At 47.2% G+C, this 13,742-nt stretch carries 14 protein-coding genes and 1 riboswitch; of the genes, 2 read left to right on the top strand and 12 right to left on the bottom strand.

All coding sequences use genetic code 11. From position 1 onward, the window contains the following. Positions 1–67: 67 nt before the first annotated feature. The 4 genes from RH45_RS13160 to nrtS all read right to left on the bottom strand — a co-directional run bounded on the left by RH45_RS13160 (position 68) and on the right by nrtS (position 4,706). Positions 68–2,377: a zinc/cadmium/mercury/lead-transporting ATPase gene (locus RH45_RS13160; protein WP_008077936.1), complete on the bottom strand. Its 2,310-nt coding sequence runs from the start codon at positions 2,375–2,377 to the stop codon at positions 68–70. A 69-nt stretch (positions 2,378–2,446) separates the two neighbouring features. Further along, positions 2,447–3,898: an MATE family efflux transporter gene (locus tag RH45_RS13155; RefSeq protein WP_008077935.1), complete on the bottom strand. Its 1,452-nt coding sequence runs from the start codon at positions 3,896–3,898 to the stop codon at positions 2,447–2,449. 70 nt (positions 3,899–3,968) lie between these two features. Then, positions 3,969–4,385, bottom strand: coding sequence for a CBS domain-containing protein (locus tag RH45_RS13150; RefSeq protein ID WP_008077934.1), 417 nt, complete (start codon positions 4,383–4,385; stop codon positions 3,969–3,971). A gap of 111 nt (positions 4,386–4,496) precedes the next feature. After that, complete coding sequence (gene nrtS, locus RH45_RS23565) at positions 4,497–4,706, bottom strand: nitrate/nitrite transporter NrtS (RefSeq protein WP_008077933.1); 210 nt, start codon at positions 4,704–4,706, stop codon at positions 4,497–4,499. Positions 4,707–4,789: 83 nt separating this feature from the next. Between nrtS and RH45_RS13140 the strand changes: the two genes are divergently transcribed. Next, positions 4,790–5,749, top strand: a complete 960-nt coding sequence (locus RH45_RS13140; RefSeq protein ID WP_008077930.1) for a sensor domain-containing diguanylate cyclase — start codon at positions 4,790–4,792, stop codon at positions 5,747–5,749. A 50-nt stretch (positions 5,750–5,799) separates the two neighbouring features. Here the strand turns inward: RH45_RS13140 and moaE are convergent, their stop codons facing one another. The 5 genes from moaE to moaA form a co-directional block, all read right to left on the bottom strand. Beyond that, positions 5,800–6,258 carry a molybdopterin synthase catalytic subunit MoaE gene (moaE, locus tag RH45_RS13135; RefSeq protein ID WP_008077929.1) on the bottom strand — a complete coding sequence of 153 codons (459 nt, stop codon included), beginning with the start codon at positions 6,256–6,258 and terminating at the stop codon, positions 5,800–5,802. 2 nt (positions 6,259–6,260) lie between these two features. Next, a complete protein-coding gene (gene moaD / locus RH45_RS13130; RefSeq protein ID WP_008077926.1) occupies positions 6,261–6,506 on the bottom strand; it encodes a molybdopterin synthase sulfur carrier subunit in 246 nt (81 codons plus the stop codon). After that, complete coding sequence (gene moaC, locus RH45_RS13125; protein WP_004414902.1) at positions 6,503–6,982, bottom strand: cyclic pyranopterin monophosphate synthase MoaC; 480 nt, start codon at positions 6,980–6,982, stop codon at positions 6,503–6,505. Before moaC ends, moaD begins: the two co-directional genes overlap by 4 nt. A gap of 10 nt (positions 6,983–6,992) precedes the next feature. Further along, complete coding sequence (gene moaB, locus RH45_RS13120; protein WP_008077920.1) at positions 6,993–7,505, bottom strand: molybdenum cofactor biosynthesis protein B; 513 nt, start codon at positions 7,503–7,505, stop codon at positions 6,993–6,995. A gap of 84 nt (positions 7,506–7,589) precedes the next feature. Continuing rightward, complete coding sequence (moaA, locus tag RH45_RS13115; protein WP_008077918.1) at positions 7,590–8,579, bottom strand: GTP 3',8-cyclase MoaA; 990 nt, start codon at positions 8,577–8,579, stop codon at positions 7,590–7,592. Further along, positions 8,568–8,707: riboswitch (molybdenum cofactor riboswitch) on the bottom strand. (Overlaps the previous gene by 12 nt.) A 179-nt stretch (positions 8,708–8,886) precedes the next feature. Here moaA and RH45_RS13110 point away from each other — a divergent pair. After that, complete coding sequence (locus RH45_RS13110; protein ID WP_008077916.1) at positions 8,887–9,774, top strand: YvcK family protein; 888 nt, start codon at positions 8,887–8,889, stop codon at positions 9,772–9,774. Here the strand turns inward: RH45_RS13110 and luxU are convergent. The 3 genes from luxU to uvrB form a co-directional block, all read right to left on the bottom strand. After that, on the bottom strand, positions 9,766–10,104 hold the full coding sequence (gene luxU, locus RH45_RS13105; RefSeq protein WP_174263529.1) for a quorum-sensing phosphorelay protein LuxU: 339 nt from the start codon (positions 10,102–10,104) through the stop codon (positions 9,766–9,768). The genes RH45_RS13110 and luxU overlap by 9 nt on opposite strands. A 2-nt stretch (positions 10,105–10,106) precedes the next feature. After that, positions 10,107–11,501 (bottom strand): quorum-sensing sigma-54 dependent transcriptional regulator LuxO, encoded by a 1,395-nt coding sequence (luxO, locus tag RH45_RS13100; protein ID WP_008077912.1) that lies wholly within the window; start codon positions 11,499–11,501, stop codon positions 10,107–10,109. Between the two features lie 254 nt (positions 11,502–11,755). Beyond that, a partial coding sequence (gene uvrB, locus RH45_RS13095; protein WP_008077911.1) for an excinuclease ABC subunit UvrB occupies positions 11,756–13,742 on the bottom strand: 1,987 nt, incomplete at its 5' end.

Here is a 13,742-nt window from a genome sequence, read left to right as displayed (position 1 = left end):
GTTGCATAAAAAATAACCCTCGCATCAAACTACGAGGGTTATTAAACAAGGCGTTTTTAGTTACTCATTAATCATGGTTTGATTTGAACTTAAGCAAACGCAACGCATTGAGCGTGACGATCGCAGTGGCACCGCTGTCCGCTAATACCGCTACCCATAACCCAGTTATACCCAACAAACTGGTGACAAGGAAAACCGCCTTCAAGCCTAAGGCTAACGCTACGTTCTGGCGAATATTGTTTAAAGTGGCACGTGAAAGCTCAATCATACCAGCTAGCTCAATCAGTCGGTTGTGCGTGATGGCAGCATCTGCGGTTTCAAGTGCAACGTCCGTACCTCCCCCCATAGCAATACCTATGCTGGAAGCCTTCATCGCTGGCGCATCATTAATGCCATCCCCAACCATGGCTACATGCCCATTCGCTGACAGCTGTTCAACATAGGTCACTTTGTCCTTTGGTAACAAGCTGGCTTTGAAATCGATGCCAATTTTATTGCTTATCGCTTGTGCACTGCGAGGGTTGTCCCCTGTCAACATAAGCGCATTAATACCAAGGTCTTTTAACGCTTGAACCGCGTCAGCTGCATCAGCTCTTAAAGTGTCTTGCCAAGCGATCAAGCCAATCACTTTTGAGCCATCGGCAACCGCAACAACTACCGTTTTGCCTTGTTGCTCTAATCCCTCAATCTGCTCAACAAGCGGTGAAGCGAGCTCAATCGTCAATTTACTTGGCGACATCACTTGGTATAAGGTGCCACCTACTATGCCTTGTACCCCACTACCAACCAAAGCTTGTTTATCCGTTGCTTCCGCAATTTCCAGATTTAGAGACTGCGCTTTTTTCACCACCGAAACCGCAAGAGGATGACTTGAGCCAACTTCAATCGCTGCAACTTTGGCTAATAGCTGCTCCTGGCTAATGTTGTCGAATGCGACGATATCCGTCACTTCAGGTTTGCCTTTGGTCAGAGTCCCAGTTTTATCAAACGCGATGGTCTCGACTCGACCAAGCTGCTCCAGTGCCGCACCACCTTTAATCAATGCGCCACGACGAGCTGCCGCAGCAAGGCCAGAGGTAATCGCTGCAGGAGTCGAAATCACTAGGGCGCATGGGCACGCAATAAGCAACAGAGCAAGACCTCGATAAACCCAAGTTTCCCACGGCTGCGCAAAAAGCAGAGGTGGTGTGACGATCACCAGCAATGCAACCACCATCATTAACGGTGTGTACCAGCGGCTAAACTTATCGAGGAAGCGCTCCAATGGTGCTTTGCGAGATTCAGCTTCTTCAATAAGGTGCAGAATTCTATCGATTGCGTTTTCACCCTGCTTAGAGGTGATGGTAAAGCGTACTACGCGATCCACTACCACAGCTCCAGCCATGACAGATTCACCTTCAAAACGCTCTACTGGGATCGACTCTCCCGTGAGTGCACTCTCATCGAAACTCGCTAATCCATCTAACAAACGACCATCTGCTGGCAATCGAGAGCCTGGGGAGACTTCAATGACGTCACCGGGTGTCAGTTCACTAACCGACACTTCAACACGCTGACCATCGATAATTTGAACCGCATTTTCCGGGACCAGTTCCATCAAAGACTGTACGCCGCTTCGCGCTCTTGAGGCGGCAAAAGCTTCTAAACGTTCACCAATTAAAAACAGCAGCAGAACCATGGCGGCTTCGACTGTCTCACCTAAGTAAAGTGCCCCTAGCGCTGCGACGCTCATTAAGGTTTCTATGGCAAACGGGGTACCCGATTTGGCTAACGATATAGCTTTGCGGCCAATCGGATACAAGCCCGCTAAACAGGTAAGGACAAACAGCCACTCACTGACTTGAGGAAAACTTGGTTTGATCATCATCGCGAGTAGCATGGCGCTGGCAATCGCGATGATTTGGCTGTTTTGACGAATAATCGCGAGCCACCCACTTTCTTGCGGTGAAGGGGGCGTTCTATCATTTGGACTGGTAAAGCGGAAGCCTGTCTCGATAATGGCTTGTTCTATGCTGATTGCAACATCCGCATGATTGGTGTTAACCACCAGCTTTTCGGTCGCGAACAGGACTTTGGCATCAATCACGCCCGATACTTTAGATACCGCGGTTTCTATTTTTTTAGCGCAAGCTGGACAGTCCATGCCCAGAACTTTCCAACTGTGAGTAAATCGTGCGTCCGATGAGGGACTGGCGTCACTTTCCTCATCACTCGGGTCACTCCCACTGCTGCACGTACTTGAACTGCAGCAGCCTGCGTCTTTACTCGACACGTCAGCCATTTGAATATTGCTGATCTTCGGACTGGAACATGAGCCAACTTGAGAAGGGTTTAGCGCCACTTTCTCTGAGCGGCAAGCTTTATGTTTGGTGCACATAGTCGTCTCTCCATTTAATGTACACCTTAAGCTTAAACCTTGGAGTCTACTCCAAGGTCAAACACTTTTTTACTTAACTGATTTTTCACCACCAGCTGCGACATCCTCTATTAACACTGCATCATGGCTGCAGAAAGGTTGACTGTTCACACTGGTGATTGACGGGTCTTCTGCCAACTCCTCTGGCGCCATCCCTTGAGTGAGATCGGCAATGTGCTTTCTAAGCACGATGACGGCAAGAATGCCAAATACAACCGAACCTAGCGCTTGACCGTACAGGACACCAAGCGCACCAAACCACTGTGACCCCAAATAGACAAACGGTAAGGTGCCTAACGTCGCTTTACCTAAGTTTAACGCGGTAGAATAGAGTGGCTTACCTAAATTATTGAACGAGGTATTGGCAACGAACTGCGCACCATTAAAGATAAAGCTCAAGGCAACATAGGTACAAAACGCAGCCACAATGATCGCCGCATCCCCTTTCAGACTGAAACTTTGAATCACTAAGTCTTGAACCAAGTAGAGGATCAAACAAACGCATACCGTGTATATCGTCGTGACCAACAAGGAGTTGTTTAAAGTTTCTTTTACGCGATCAAATCGTTCAGCCCCAAAATTCTGGCCGATGATAGGGCCTACCGCACCAGACAAGGCAAAGATAACCGCAAAACATACCGGAGTTAATCGACCGATAACGGCAAAACCGGCTACAAAGTCTTCGCCATACTGCGCAATCGATGTGGTAACTATCGCGTTCCCAATTGGTGTCGCTATGTTGGTGATGATCGCAGGGACGGCAATCATAAGGATCGCTTTAAGGTTCATACGCCAACCACTAAACACCAAAGGTGCAACCAGTTGATGTATACGAATCAAAGGGTAAATTGACACAAATAACACGGTAAAACGGGCGAACACCGACGCCAAGGCAGCCCCTTCTACATTCCAACCAAAACCGAAGATAAACAAAGGGTCAAGAATAGCGTTGACGATACCGCCAGATAGGGTTGCCCACATCGAACGTTTAGCATCCCCAGCAGCTCGAAGTCCAGCCCCTGCTGACATTGCGACAGCCAAAAACGGACCACTTGGAATAATAATGCTCAAGTACGCCTCTGCACGCTCCGCGACAAAGCCTTTCGCACCGATAGCCGCGACCAACTCAGGAATGAAAACATACATCAAGGTACTGACAACACTACTAATCACAAACGCCGTCGCCATCACGCTGGTGGCGAGCATTCGTGCGTGGTCGCGTTGTTTCGCACCAATCGCCTTAGACACCAAAGCGCCCATCGCTATCGAGGTACCTATCGATATCGAGGTGGAAAAGAATACCAATGTTCCAGCAAAACCGACTGCTGCCGCTAATTCGACCTGCCCCAGCATACTGATGAACAGCATATCAAGCAGGTCGACGACAAACAGAGCCATTAATCCTACCGAGCCTGCACCTGACATCACTAAGATGTGGCGCATGGTCGAACCTTCTACGAATTTTGCACTTTGGTCTGTCATCTGTATTTATCTAACTCATACAATAAGAGGCGCTAGTTGCGCCTCTTTAGTTAACATTCTGTAACAGATACTAAACTGGATGTTTGAAACATTCATCAATATTTTTGCCAATCGCTCTGAGTACATCTCGGCGGGTAATGATACCAACCAGCTTCCCAGCATCAATTACAGGATAAACCTTGGGTTTACCGACTTTCATCATATCCGCCAGTTCGATAATCGAAGTTTCGGATGTGACAGACAGAACTTCTGAGTGCATACAATCTGAAACGATGTGGGTATCTTGGCAGTAGTAAGACACTTTTATCAGTTTATCGAGTAAATCTTGACCGGAAAGAAAGCCGATCACTTCTTTCTGCTCGTTGATAACAGGACCGCCCAAATAGCGAGAGTCTAGAACTTTGTCTAAGGCAGCACTCAATGACATATCAGGGGTAAAGGTTACCGCTTGCAGTGTCATGTAGTCTTTTACTTTTAGTGATTCCATTATTGTCTCCTTAACGTGCAAGCAACGCTGCTGTTACTGTAATTGTTGTCTAATTTCTTGATTTTACTAAATGGAAATCACCAATTTTTACAATTGTTCTAACCTATCAACTTAACAATTAGGCTTCTGCTGCTTTAGTTCACGCTCTGCCAACCAACTGCTCACTATTGATACAATAAAGGGCACACAGTAAGTCAGCAGGCCTTTAAGCCAGTTAAACTCGGAGCTCGAGAGCAAAACGTCCCACTGATTAATTAGATTCAAAATGGTTCCCACTATCAGGGCGATCACGAAGGCTCTTTTTACTGTGCGCTTTCTCATAATTAGTACCTTAGTTGAGTAACAGGTTATCAATCACTGTCTAAACTATAGTTATAAGTGTAAAACTGTAAGGGCTAGTTTGAGTGACCTCTACCTTTGCTTCGACCATCGCTAATCACCCGGACACAATGCACACAGTGTTTGAGTCTTTGCCCGAGCCAACGTTTTTAATCAATAAAAGTGGCACTTACGTTGAGGCGTGGGGTGGTCGCGACGTAAAACGTCACCATAACCCTTCGGCGCTGGTCGGCTTAAATCAGTATCAAGTTTTGCCCGCAGATAAGGCGGTCTGGTTTAGCCAAGTGATTGTCGATGTGGTTGAGAGTCAAGCACCTGCTGAGCTCGAGTATTCTCTGGATCCTAAAGAGCTTGTCTGCTTTGATGGTGTTGAAGGGCCAACTGAAGTGCAGTATTTCAGCGCCTTAGTCATACCGTTACCAGAAACAGAACTGGTGCTGTGGACAGTACGCAACATTTCAGAATTTAAACGCACTTTAGACATGTTAGCAAAGCAGCAACTCGAGCTGGAAAAGCTCACCTTTATGGATCACCTCACCCAGTTGTACAACCGTTACGCACTCGATGCTCTCTTGCCTGATGCGCTCGAGCTGACCAAGCTACGCGAGACTAACTCCGCCATTTTAATGATAGACATAGATTGTTTTAAGCAATACAACGATCACTTTGGCCACCTGCAAGGCGACCTCGCATTGAAGTCCGTTTCCCAAGCCATTCTACAATGGGCAAATTCGAACGATTTATGCTTTCGCTATGGAGGGGATGAGTTTCTCGCTTTTCTACCAGACATCACAGCTGATGAGGTCATGCGTCGAGCACAAGCACTCCGCCATGCCATAGTTGATCTCAACCTGCCTCACCCCGCGTCGACGATTTCTGACCAAGTTACGGTGACCATTGGGCTGAAATTCTGTCAGGCATCCAATGAAACAATGAGCGCGGAAAAAATGGTGTCTATCGCCGACAAAGCGTTATTTCACGCAAAAAATCGTCAACGTGGCACCATTCACCAACTCGACAATTAAAACGACCGCTAAAAAAACGCCTTTCAGAATAGAAAGGCGTTTAAAGACAATTATTTGTTTTGCCAGCGCTCGGCAGCTTTGGCATCGGAGTCTCTCGACTCAACCCAGCGAGTCTCTTGTGTCGTGCGTTCTTTCTTCCAAAACGGTGCTTTGGTTTTCAAGTAATCCATGATGAATTCACACGCTTCAAACGCGGCGCCTCGATGCGCACTCGACACTCCAACAAAAACAATCTGATCGCCGATATCAAGATCACCGACACGGTGAATCACTCGTACATTGAGCAGTGGCCAACGCTGTTCAGCCTGGTCGCAAATCTCAGATAAGGCTTTTTCCGTCATCCCTGGGTAATGCTCTAAAGAAAGCCCGGTGACATTATCACCTAAGTTCATATCACGAACTTTACCGACAAACGTCACCACTGCACCCGCAGCACTGCCTTGAGCCAGTGCTTGATATTCATCACCGACAGAGAAATCATCAACCAGAACTGATACTCGAGAATCCATGATTAGCCCCCAGTAACTGGCGGAAAGAAGGCAACTTCATCGCCATCACTGACGCTGTGATCCAAAGGCACTATTGATTGGTTGATGGCTGCCAGTAACTTGCCTGGTTCAAGCGCGAGATCCCATTTACCTTCTTGAGTCGCTAGGTGAGCGCGTAGATGCTCAACGGTATCAAACTCAGCCGCGACTTCTATTTCATCGACCCCGACGAGTTCGCGAGTTTGGGCAAAGAAAAGAACTTTAATCATGCTTCCACCTTAAAGTGACCTGACTTACCACCTGTTTTCTCTAACAAGCGAACCTGGCCAATGACCATATCTTTTTGCACAGCCTTACACATGTCGTAGATCGTCAGCGCTGCCACAGATGCCGCGGTAAGTGCTTCCATCTCAACACCCGTCTTACCAGCAAGTTTACACACTGATTCAATGCGTACCATATTCTCTGCTTCAATCGCTTCTAGCTGAACTTCAACTTTTGACAGCAATAGCGGATGGCACAGAGGGATAAGGTCCCAGGTTTTCTTCGCTGCTTGAATACCTGCGATACGTGCTGTCGCAAACACATCACCTTTGTGGTGAGAGCCTGACACAATCAGTTGTAATGTCTCAGGTGCCATGTGAACAAACGCTTCTGCGCGTGCCTCTCGTACAGTCTCTGCTTTCGCAGAAACGTCAACCATGTTTGCTTCACCAGAAGCATTGATATGAGTAAATTCGCTCATGAGACCTCGCTTAAACGGCTAGGTGTGGCATGAAGTTACAAGGGCGGTGGCTCGCATCAAGCTGCTGCTTAATGATTTTAGTCCACCCCGTACGGCATGCACCGGTAGACCCTGGCATCGCGAAAATAACCGTGTGGTTTGCAAAGCCAGCAATAGCGCGAGACTGAATCGTTGAGGTGCCTATTTCTTCATAAGAAACCATACGGAACAACTCACCAAAACCCTCAACCTCTTTATCGAAAAGCGGCTTAAGAGCTTCTGGTGTGCTATCGCGTGAGGTAAAACCAGTACCACCAGTAATCATCACCGCTTGAACATTCTCATCGGCGATCCACTGCGATACGATGGCACGGATCTTATACATATCATCGATCACGATTTGCTTATCAACCACATTATGGCCCGCTTCTTTTGCCTGCTCCGCTAAGTAACCACCTGACGTGTCATTCTCTTCTGTACGCGTGTCAGAAACGGTCAGTACTGCGATATTTGCTGGTTGAAATTTGCTTTCTGCGTGACCCATTTGTTCACCTACCTTTAATCGATTAATTTGGATTGAGACTAAGCGCAAGTGCCTAGTCTAAAAGAGTGTGCTTGTTTGTCAGTGTTAACCGCCGATAGAAGCCAAGTGTGGCGTCATACCGGAGTTTCCATCGTGCAGGAAGTGACTGACAGACTTAGTTTGTAACTGCTCTTGAATGCGATGAATTAACGCATCTTCTTGCGAGTCTTGTTGCAAAAGATCGCGCAGCTCAACACCATGATCGCCAAACAAACATAAGTGCAGCTTGCCTGTTGCTGATACTCGCAAACGGTTACAACTCTCACAAAAGTCTTTTTCATAAGGCATGATCAGTCCGATCTCACCTTGATAATCAGGATGGACAAAGACCTGCGCCGGCCCATCATTGCGGGCACGCACTTTCAGCAGCCAACCATTGGCTATCAACTGGTTCCGAATCGCAACGCCGGAGACGTGGTGTCGCTGAAACAGCTCGTCCATTTCACCAGTTTGCATGAGTTCGATAAAACGTAACTGAATGGGTCGGTCTTTAATCCAATTTAGAAAGGCAGGAAGCTCGTGTGCATTGAGATCTTTCATCAATACGACGTTAACTTTTACTTGCTCGTAGCCCACTTCAAATGCACGGTCGATGCCAGCCATTACTTGGGTGAACTTGTTTTCACCTGTGATCTGATGAAACATCCGCGAATCTAAGCTATCGACGCTGACGTTGATATGCGTCAAACCCGCTTGTCGCCAATCCGCGACTTGCTTTTCCATTCGATAGCCATTAGTGGTCGTCGCAACTTTTTCGATACCCGGAGTGTCAGCTACGGTTTGGATAATATCGTTGAAGTCTTTGCGAAGGCTTGGCTCACCGCCAGTAATACGCACTTTCGAGGTTCCACAATCAGCAAAAGCTCGAACCACACGTTTTACTTCCGGTACGGATAAAAAAGACGAGTTTTTCTGCCCCGAAGGTTTATAACCATCAGGCAAGCAATAGGTACATTTAAAGTTACAGACATCTGTAACGGAAAGACGCAAGTAATAAAACTTGCGATGAAATTTATCTTCGAATTGTTGCGCCACGGAACACCTTTCCAAACACGGGAGGCACAATCATTTCCAATCATGCCCTTGTGACAACTTGTCACTGGCTCATCACGCTTATCTGCCCTTGCAAACTTAGCTTGAGGAGCTCGGAGTTATGGCAACTGGTGTCGTCATCATTGGGACGATACCAGCAGCTGTTGAGTAAAATACTTAATAATTGTGCGTGTTTCTACCTTTTAGATCAAAAAAACACGCACAATGTCTGAAATACCTCGTATTGAGTATCTAGTGTTAATGCAATACTCTAAATTGTAGTTGGTTATGAAAAAGATAAGACGAAAAAATGACTCTGTACTCACAAAAAAAAGTCGTCGCAGTAGGCGGTGGTCATGGATTAGGCCGAATGTTGGCGGCTCTGAAAAGCTTTGGGGGAAATGCAACTGGCATTGTTGCAACCACAGATAACGGGGGATCCACCGGACGTATTCGCAGTTGCCAAGGCGGGATCGCTTGGGGTGACACTCGTAACTGTATCAACCAGCTGATTACAGACCCTTCCATCAGCTCGATGATGTTTGAATACCGATTCAAAGGCTCTGGTGAACTCGATGGGCACAATCTAGGTAATCTGATGCTCACGGCGTTAGATAACCTCTCTGTACGCCCCTTAGATGCCATTAACCTGATTCGCAGCATGTTGAAAGTAGACGTCAATATTATTCCGATGACCGAGCACCCTTCAGATTTAAAAGCCCTGTCAACAGAAGGTCGCTGGGTAACGGGAGAAACCAGTGTTGATGAAATGCCAGAAAAGCTCATCAGGCTCGACTTGGAACCCGAAGTAGCCGCGACCAAAGAGGGAGTTATGGCTTTAGAGCAAGCGGATGCGATTGTATTGGGGCCGGGAAGTTTTCTCACCAGTATTATGCCCCCACTCCTGCTCCCAGACGTTGGTCGGGCCATCGCCAACAATAAAACCGCGCAGTTAGTGTTTGTGGAAAACCTCTCACCAGAAGCCGGACCGGCGGGAAAAATGACACTCAAGGAAAAACTGGAATGGTGTGAGAGAGCGTGCCAGGGGAGACGCATTGACGTTGTGCTCGGCGATGAGCCGCACCCAGAATTATCGGAATGGAATTGCGTCACTACGCCATTGGCTTCACCGAATAGAGATTGGCGCCATGACAGGGATAAACTGCATGACGCCATAAAAGCACTGCTATCAGACTAGCTGCTTATAACGCTGCTCCGTTTCTTGGAGCAGCGTTAGCATTTTCTCTTTTGTCTGCTCGCTATCAAATGCCTGACCCGACTTGGCCATCGAGTCGATTTCAATCGCATAGGCACACAAAACCTCAGCTCCAAAACTCGCGGCACTGCTTTTTAGCGCATGGCTGATTTCTTTCAAATACCCTGCCACATCGAGCTCGACATCAGTACTAAGCTTTTGTGCATACTGAGCCAGTTCGCCAAGAAAAATATCCAACAAAATAGGCACGTTATCTGCCCCTATTTCACTAGCTAATCGGTCGATTTTATCTTGATTTAATACGTCCATGATAACTATTGTGTTTCCTTAACATTCCATGCTTGCAGTTTGCGATAGATAGTCGATGGGCTGACATCTAAGTACCCCGCAGCCTTGGGGATATTGCCATCACACGCCTTAATAGCCTGCTCTATCGCACGTTTTTCCGTCAGCCATAATGGGAAGATATCTTGTACCGAGAACTCATCATTTTCTGGAAGCTCAATACGAATTTGGTTGGCTGTCGGTTTGTTCAAAGGCGGTGGTAACATGGCAAGATCGATCTCCTTGCCGTTGTTAAGTACCACCACGTTTCGCAATACGTTTTGTAATTGTCGCACATTACCCGGCCACTCATAGTTAGCAAAGCGGTCAACCACTTCAGGAGACAAACGAATAAAATCTTTGCCTTCTTCTTTGGACATAAAGCCGAGCAGAGAATAAGCGATCTCAATAATGTCGTCCCCACGCTCTCTCAAAGGAGGTAAGTGCAATGGGATCACATACAGGCGATAGTACAAATCTTCCCTAAAACGCCCTTCCTCGACTTCCTTCCAAGGATCTCGGTTTGTCGCACAAACAAAACGTACATCCACACTTTTCATTTTTGACGAGCCAACCTTTTGGAAGGTGCCCGTTTGAATGAAGCGCAGTAGTTTTGTTTGCAAATCTAGATCCATCTCGCACAGTTCGTCGAGAAATAGTGTACCGCCGTCCGCCAATTCAGCGGCACCTTGTCGGTCAGTTGCTGCGCCAGTAAAGGCCCCCTTAACATGACCAAACAGCTCACTCTCGATAAGATCTTTAGGAATCGCCGCACAGTTGATAGCAATAAATGGCTTATCGCCACGCTTACTTGTTGCGTGAATCGCCTCGGCACACACTTCTTTACCAGTACCACTCTCACCAGTAATAAAAATGCTCGCTTTACTCGATGCTGCGGAGTCAATAGTGCGATAAACCGCCTGCATGGTCTGACTACTACCAATAAAGCCTTGATAACCTTGATTTCCAGGGTAGTCCGCTTCATTCTTCAACTTACTGGCTTTACGCAGCGCGTTGTTTACTGTGACACGCAGTCTATCGGCCTCACACGGCTTGATTAGAAAGTCTTGCGCACCATGACGCATCGCTTCAACCGCCGTATCGATCGAACCGTGTGCCGTCATGAACACCACAGGAACATCAGGGTTCTTTTTCTTCACGGCGTACAACACGTCCATGCCCGTCATATCTGGCAAGCGCAGATCCAATAAGATCAGATCAGGGGTGCGGAAATTAAGGCTTTCAATCGCATCACGACCCGTACCTACGATATTGATATCGATTCGTAACGGTGTAAGGTAAGAACGATAGAGTGCAGCGACAGACGCCGTATCCTCTACCATCAGGAGATATTTCGCTTTGGGGTTATGTGTATTGTCTTGCATATCCTAGCCAATGATTGCATTGCAATTTGTATAAATGATTGCATTGCGCTTTGCATATTGCAAATAAAGAAGGCATTTTCAGACAAAAAGCGTTTTTTTTCGGTCATTTCTGACCCAAATTATTGGCACAAACCTTGCGTTAGTAATTGTGACCCTCATGGGTCACCTAGCCAACTGACGTTGTTAGTGAATTTAATGTTCACAAATTACAGCCAATAGAGCGTTTCTCTATTGGCTATTTTTTTGCCTGCGAGCTAGCTATTGGCAATAAACTGCTGGCGTAACTTATCGATCTGGTCACGCTTTTCTGCCGCCAACTCGAATTCCAGATCTTGGGCATGTTGATACATCTGCGCTTCTAATTTAGCAATCTCTTTGTCGAGCTCTTGCGGAGTCATCACATCATAGCTTTGCGAAGGCTCTGCCACTTTAGATAATGGCACAGTCTTACTGGCGCGCTGTTTCTTACTCTTAGTGATGTCACCCAGCTCCATGATATCTTTTATGTTACGCTTAAGGGCTTGAGGCTCAATGCCCATCTTCGTATTGTATTCTTGCTGCTTTTCACGGCGACGGTTCGTTTCATCCATCGCCTTCTTCATCGACTTAGTAATCGAGTCCGCATAGAGAATCGCTTTACCACTGATGTTTCGAGCAGCGCGGCCAATGGTCTGAATCAACGAACGCTCGGAACGCAGGAAACCTTCCTTGTCGGCATCGAGAATCGCAACCAGAGAGACCTCTGGCATGTCTAAACCCTCACGAAGCAAGTTGATCCCCACCAGCACATCAAACTCGCCCAAACGCAAGTCCCTTATGATCTCTACTCGCTCAACGGTATCAATATCAGAGTGAAGGTAACGAACTCGAACATCATGCTCGGTAAGATACTCGGTCAAATCTTCAGCCATACGCTTGGTCAAAGTCGTCACCAGTACTCGCTCGTCTTGTGCCGAGCGAATGCGAATTTCAGACAACAAATCATCGACCTGAGTAGCCACCGGACGTACCTCTAACTGGGGATCGAGCAAACCTGTTGGGCGAACAACCTGATCGGCAATCTCACCATCGGATTTCTCTAGTTCATAATTACCTGGCGTCGCTGATACAAAAATGGTTTGTGGCGCAATCGATTCAAACTCTTCAAACTTCATTGGTCGGTTATCAAGCGCAGAAGGTAAACGAAAGCCAAACTCGACCAGCGTCTCTTTGCGTGAGCGATCCCCCTTATACATAGCGCCAATTTGCGGAACGGTCACATGCGACTCGTCGATGATAAGCAGGCCATCATGAGGCAAGTAGTCAAATAAGGTTGGTGGTGGCTCCCCCTCTTGGCGGCCACTGAGATAACGTGAGTAGTTTTCGATACCGGAGCAAAAGCCCAGCTCATTCATCATTTCAATATCAAACTGGGTGCGTTGTGAAATACGCTGCTCTTCAAGCAGTTTATTGTTGTCTAACAGATGTTTTTTACGACTCTCCAGTTCCAGCTTAATATGCTCAATCGCATCTAAGATGCGCTCTCTAGGCGTGACATAGTGAGTCTTAGGATAAATAGTGAATCGCGGCAAATCACGCTGCTTAACCACACCCGTCAATGGGTCGAATACGCTGATACAGTCTATTTCGTCGTCGAACATTTCGATACGTACTGCATCTTGGTCCGATTCAGCTGGGAAAATATCAATGACCTCCCCACGAACGCGAAACTGACCGCGTTCAAATGCCACGTCATTGCGGCTGTACTGCAGCTCCGCTAAGCGACGTAATATGTCGCGCTGATCCATGACATCACCACGACGAATGTGCAGCATCATTTGCAAATAAGACTCAGGGTCACCCAAACCATAGATCGCAGAAACAGACGCAACAATAATGGCGTCTTTGCGTTCCAATAACGCTTTGGTCGCAGAGAGACGCATTTGCTCGATATGAGCATTTACCGACGCGTCTTTTTCGATGAAGGTATCCGTGGTCGGAACATAGGCCTCTGGTTGGTAATAATCGTAGTAAGACACGAAGTATTCGACCGCATTGTTAGGAAAGAACGCTTTCATCTCACCGTAAAGTTGAGCAGCCAGCGTTTTATTTGGCGCCAGCAGAATCGCTGGACGCTGAGCTTGTGCGATCACATTCGCTAACGTGAATGTCTTACCAGAGCCCGTCACCCCGAGCAAAGTTTGATGTGCTAGGCCTGAATCTAAGCCTTCTAATAACTGATTTATGGCAGTAGGCTGATCA

It is taken from the genome of Vibrio sinaloensis DSM 21326, from assembly GCF_000189275.1.
In the GTDB taxonomy this organism is placed as follows: Bacteria; Pseudomonadota; Gammaproteobacteria; order Enterobacterales; family Vibrionaceae; genus Vibrio; species Vibrio sinaloensis.
The sequence above is the reverse complement of the archived record's forward strand: the minus strand, read 5'-3'. Positions and strand labels throughout refer to the sequence as shown.

What these genes read in the sequence shown, in the direction of transcription:
- RH45_RS13160 (WP_008077936.1), bottom strand. Translation starts at nt 2,377, where the DNA reads ATGTGCACCAAACATAAAGCTTGCCGCTCAGAGAAAGTGGCGCTAAAC.
- RH45_RS13155 (WP_008077935.1), bottom strand. Translation starts at nt 3,898, where the DNA reads ATGACAGACCAAAGTGCAAAATTCGTAGAAGGTTCGACCATGCGCCAC.
- RH45_RS13150 (WP_008077934.1), bottom strand. Translation starts at nt 4,385, where the DNA reads ATGGAATCACTAAAAGTAAAAGACTACATGACACTGCAAGCGGTAACC.
- nrtS (WP_008077933.1), bottom strand. Translation starts at nt 4,706, where the DNA reads ATGAGAAAGCGCACAGTAAAAAGAGCCTTCGTGATCGCCCTGATAGTG.
- moaE (WP_008077929.1), bottom strand. Translation starts at nt 6,258, where the DNA reads ATGGATTCTCGAGTATCAGTTCTGGTTGATGATTTCTCTGTCGGTGAT.
- moaD (WP_008077926.1), bottom strand. Translation starts at nt 6,506, where the DNA reads ATGATTAAAGTTCTTTTCTTTGCCCAAACTCGCGAACTCGTCGGGGTC.
- moaC (WP_004414902.1), bottom strand. Translation starts at nt 6,982, where the DNA reads ATGAGCGAATTTACTCATATCAATGCTTCTGGTGAAGCAAACATGGTT.
- moaB (WP_008077920.1), bottom strand. Translation starts at nt 7,505, where the DNA reads ATGGGTCACGCAGAAAGCAAATTTCAACCAGCAAATATCGCAGTACTG.
- RH45_RS13110 (WP_008077916.1), top strand. Translation starts at nt 8,887, where the DNA reads ATGACTCTGTACTCACAAAAAAAAGTCGTCGCAGTAGGCGGTGGTCAT.
- luxO (WP_008077912.1), bottom strand. Translation starts at nt 11,501, where the DNA reads ATGCAAGACAATACACATAACCCCAAAGCGAAATATCTCCTGATGGTA.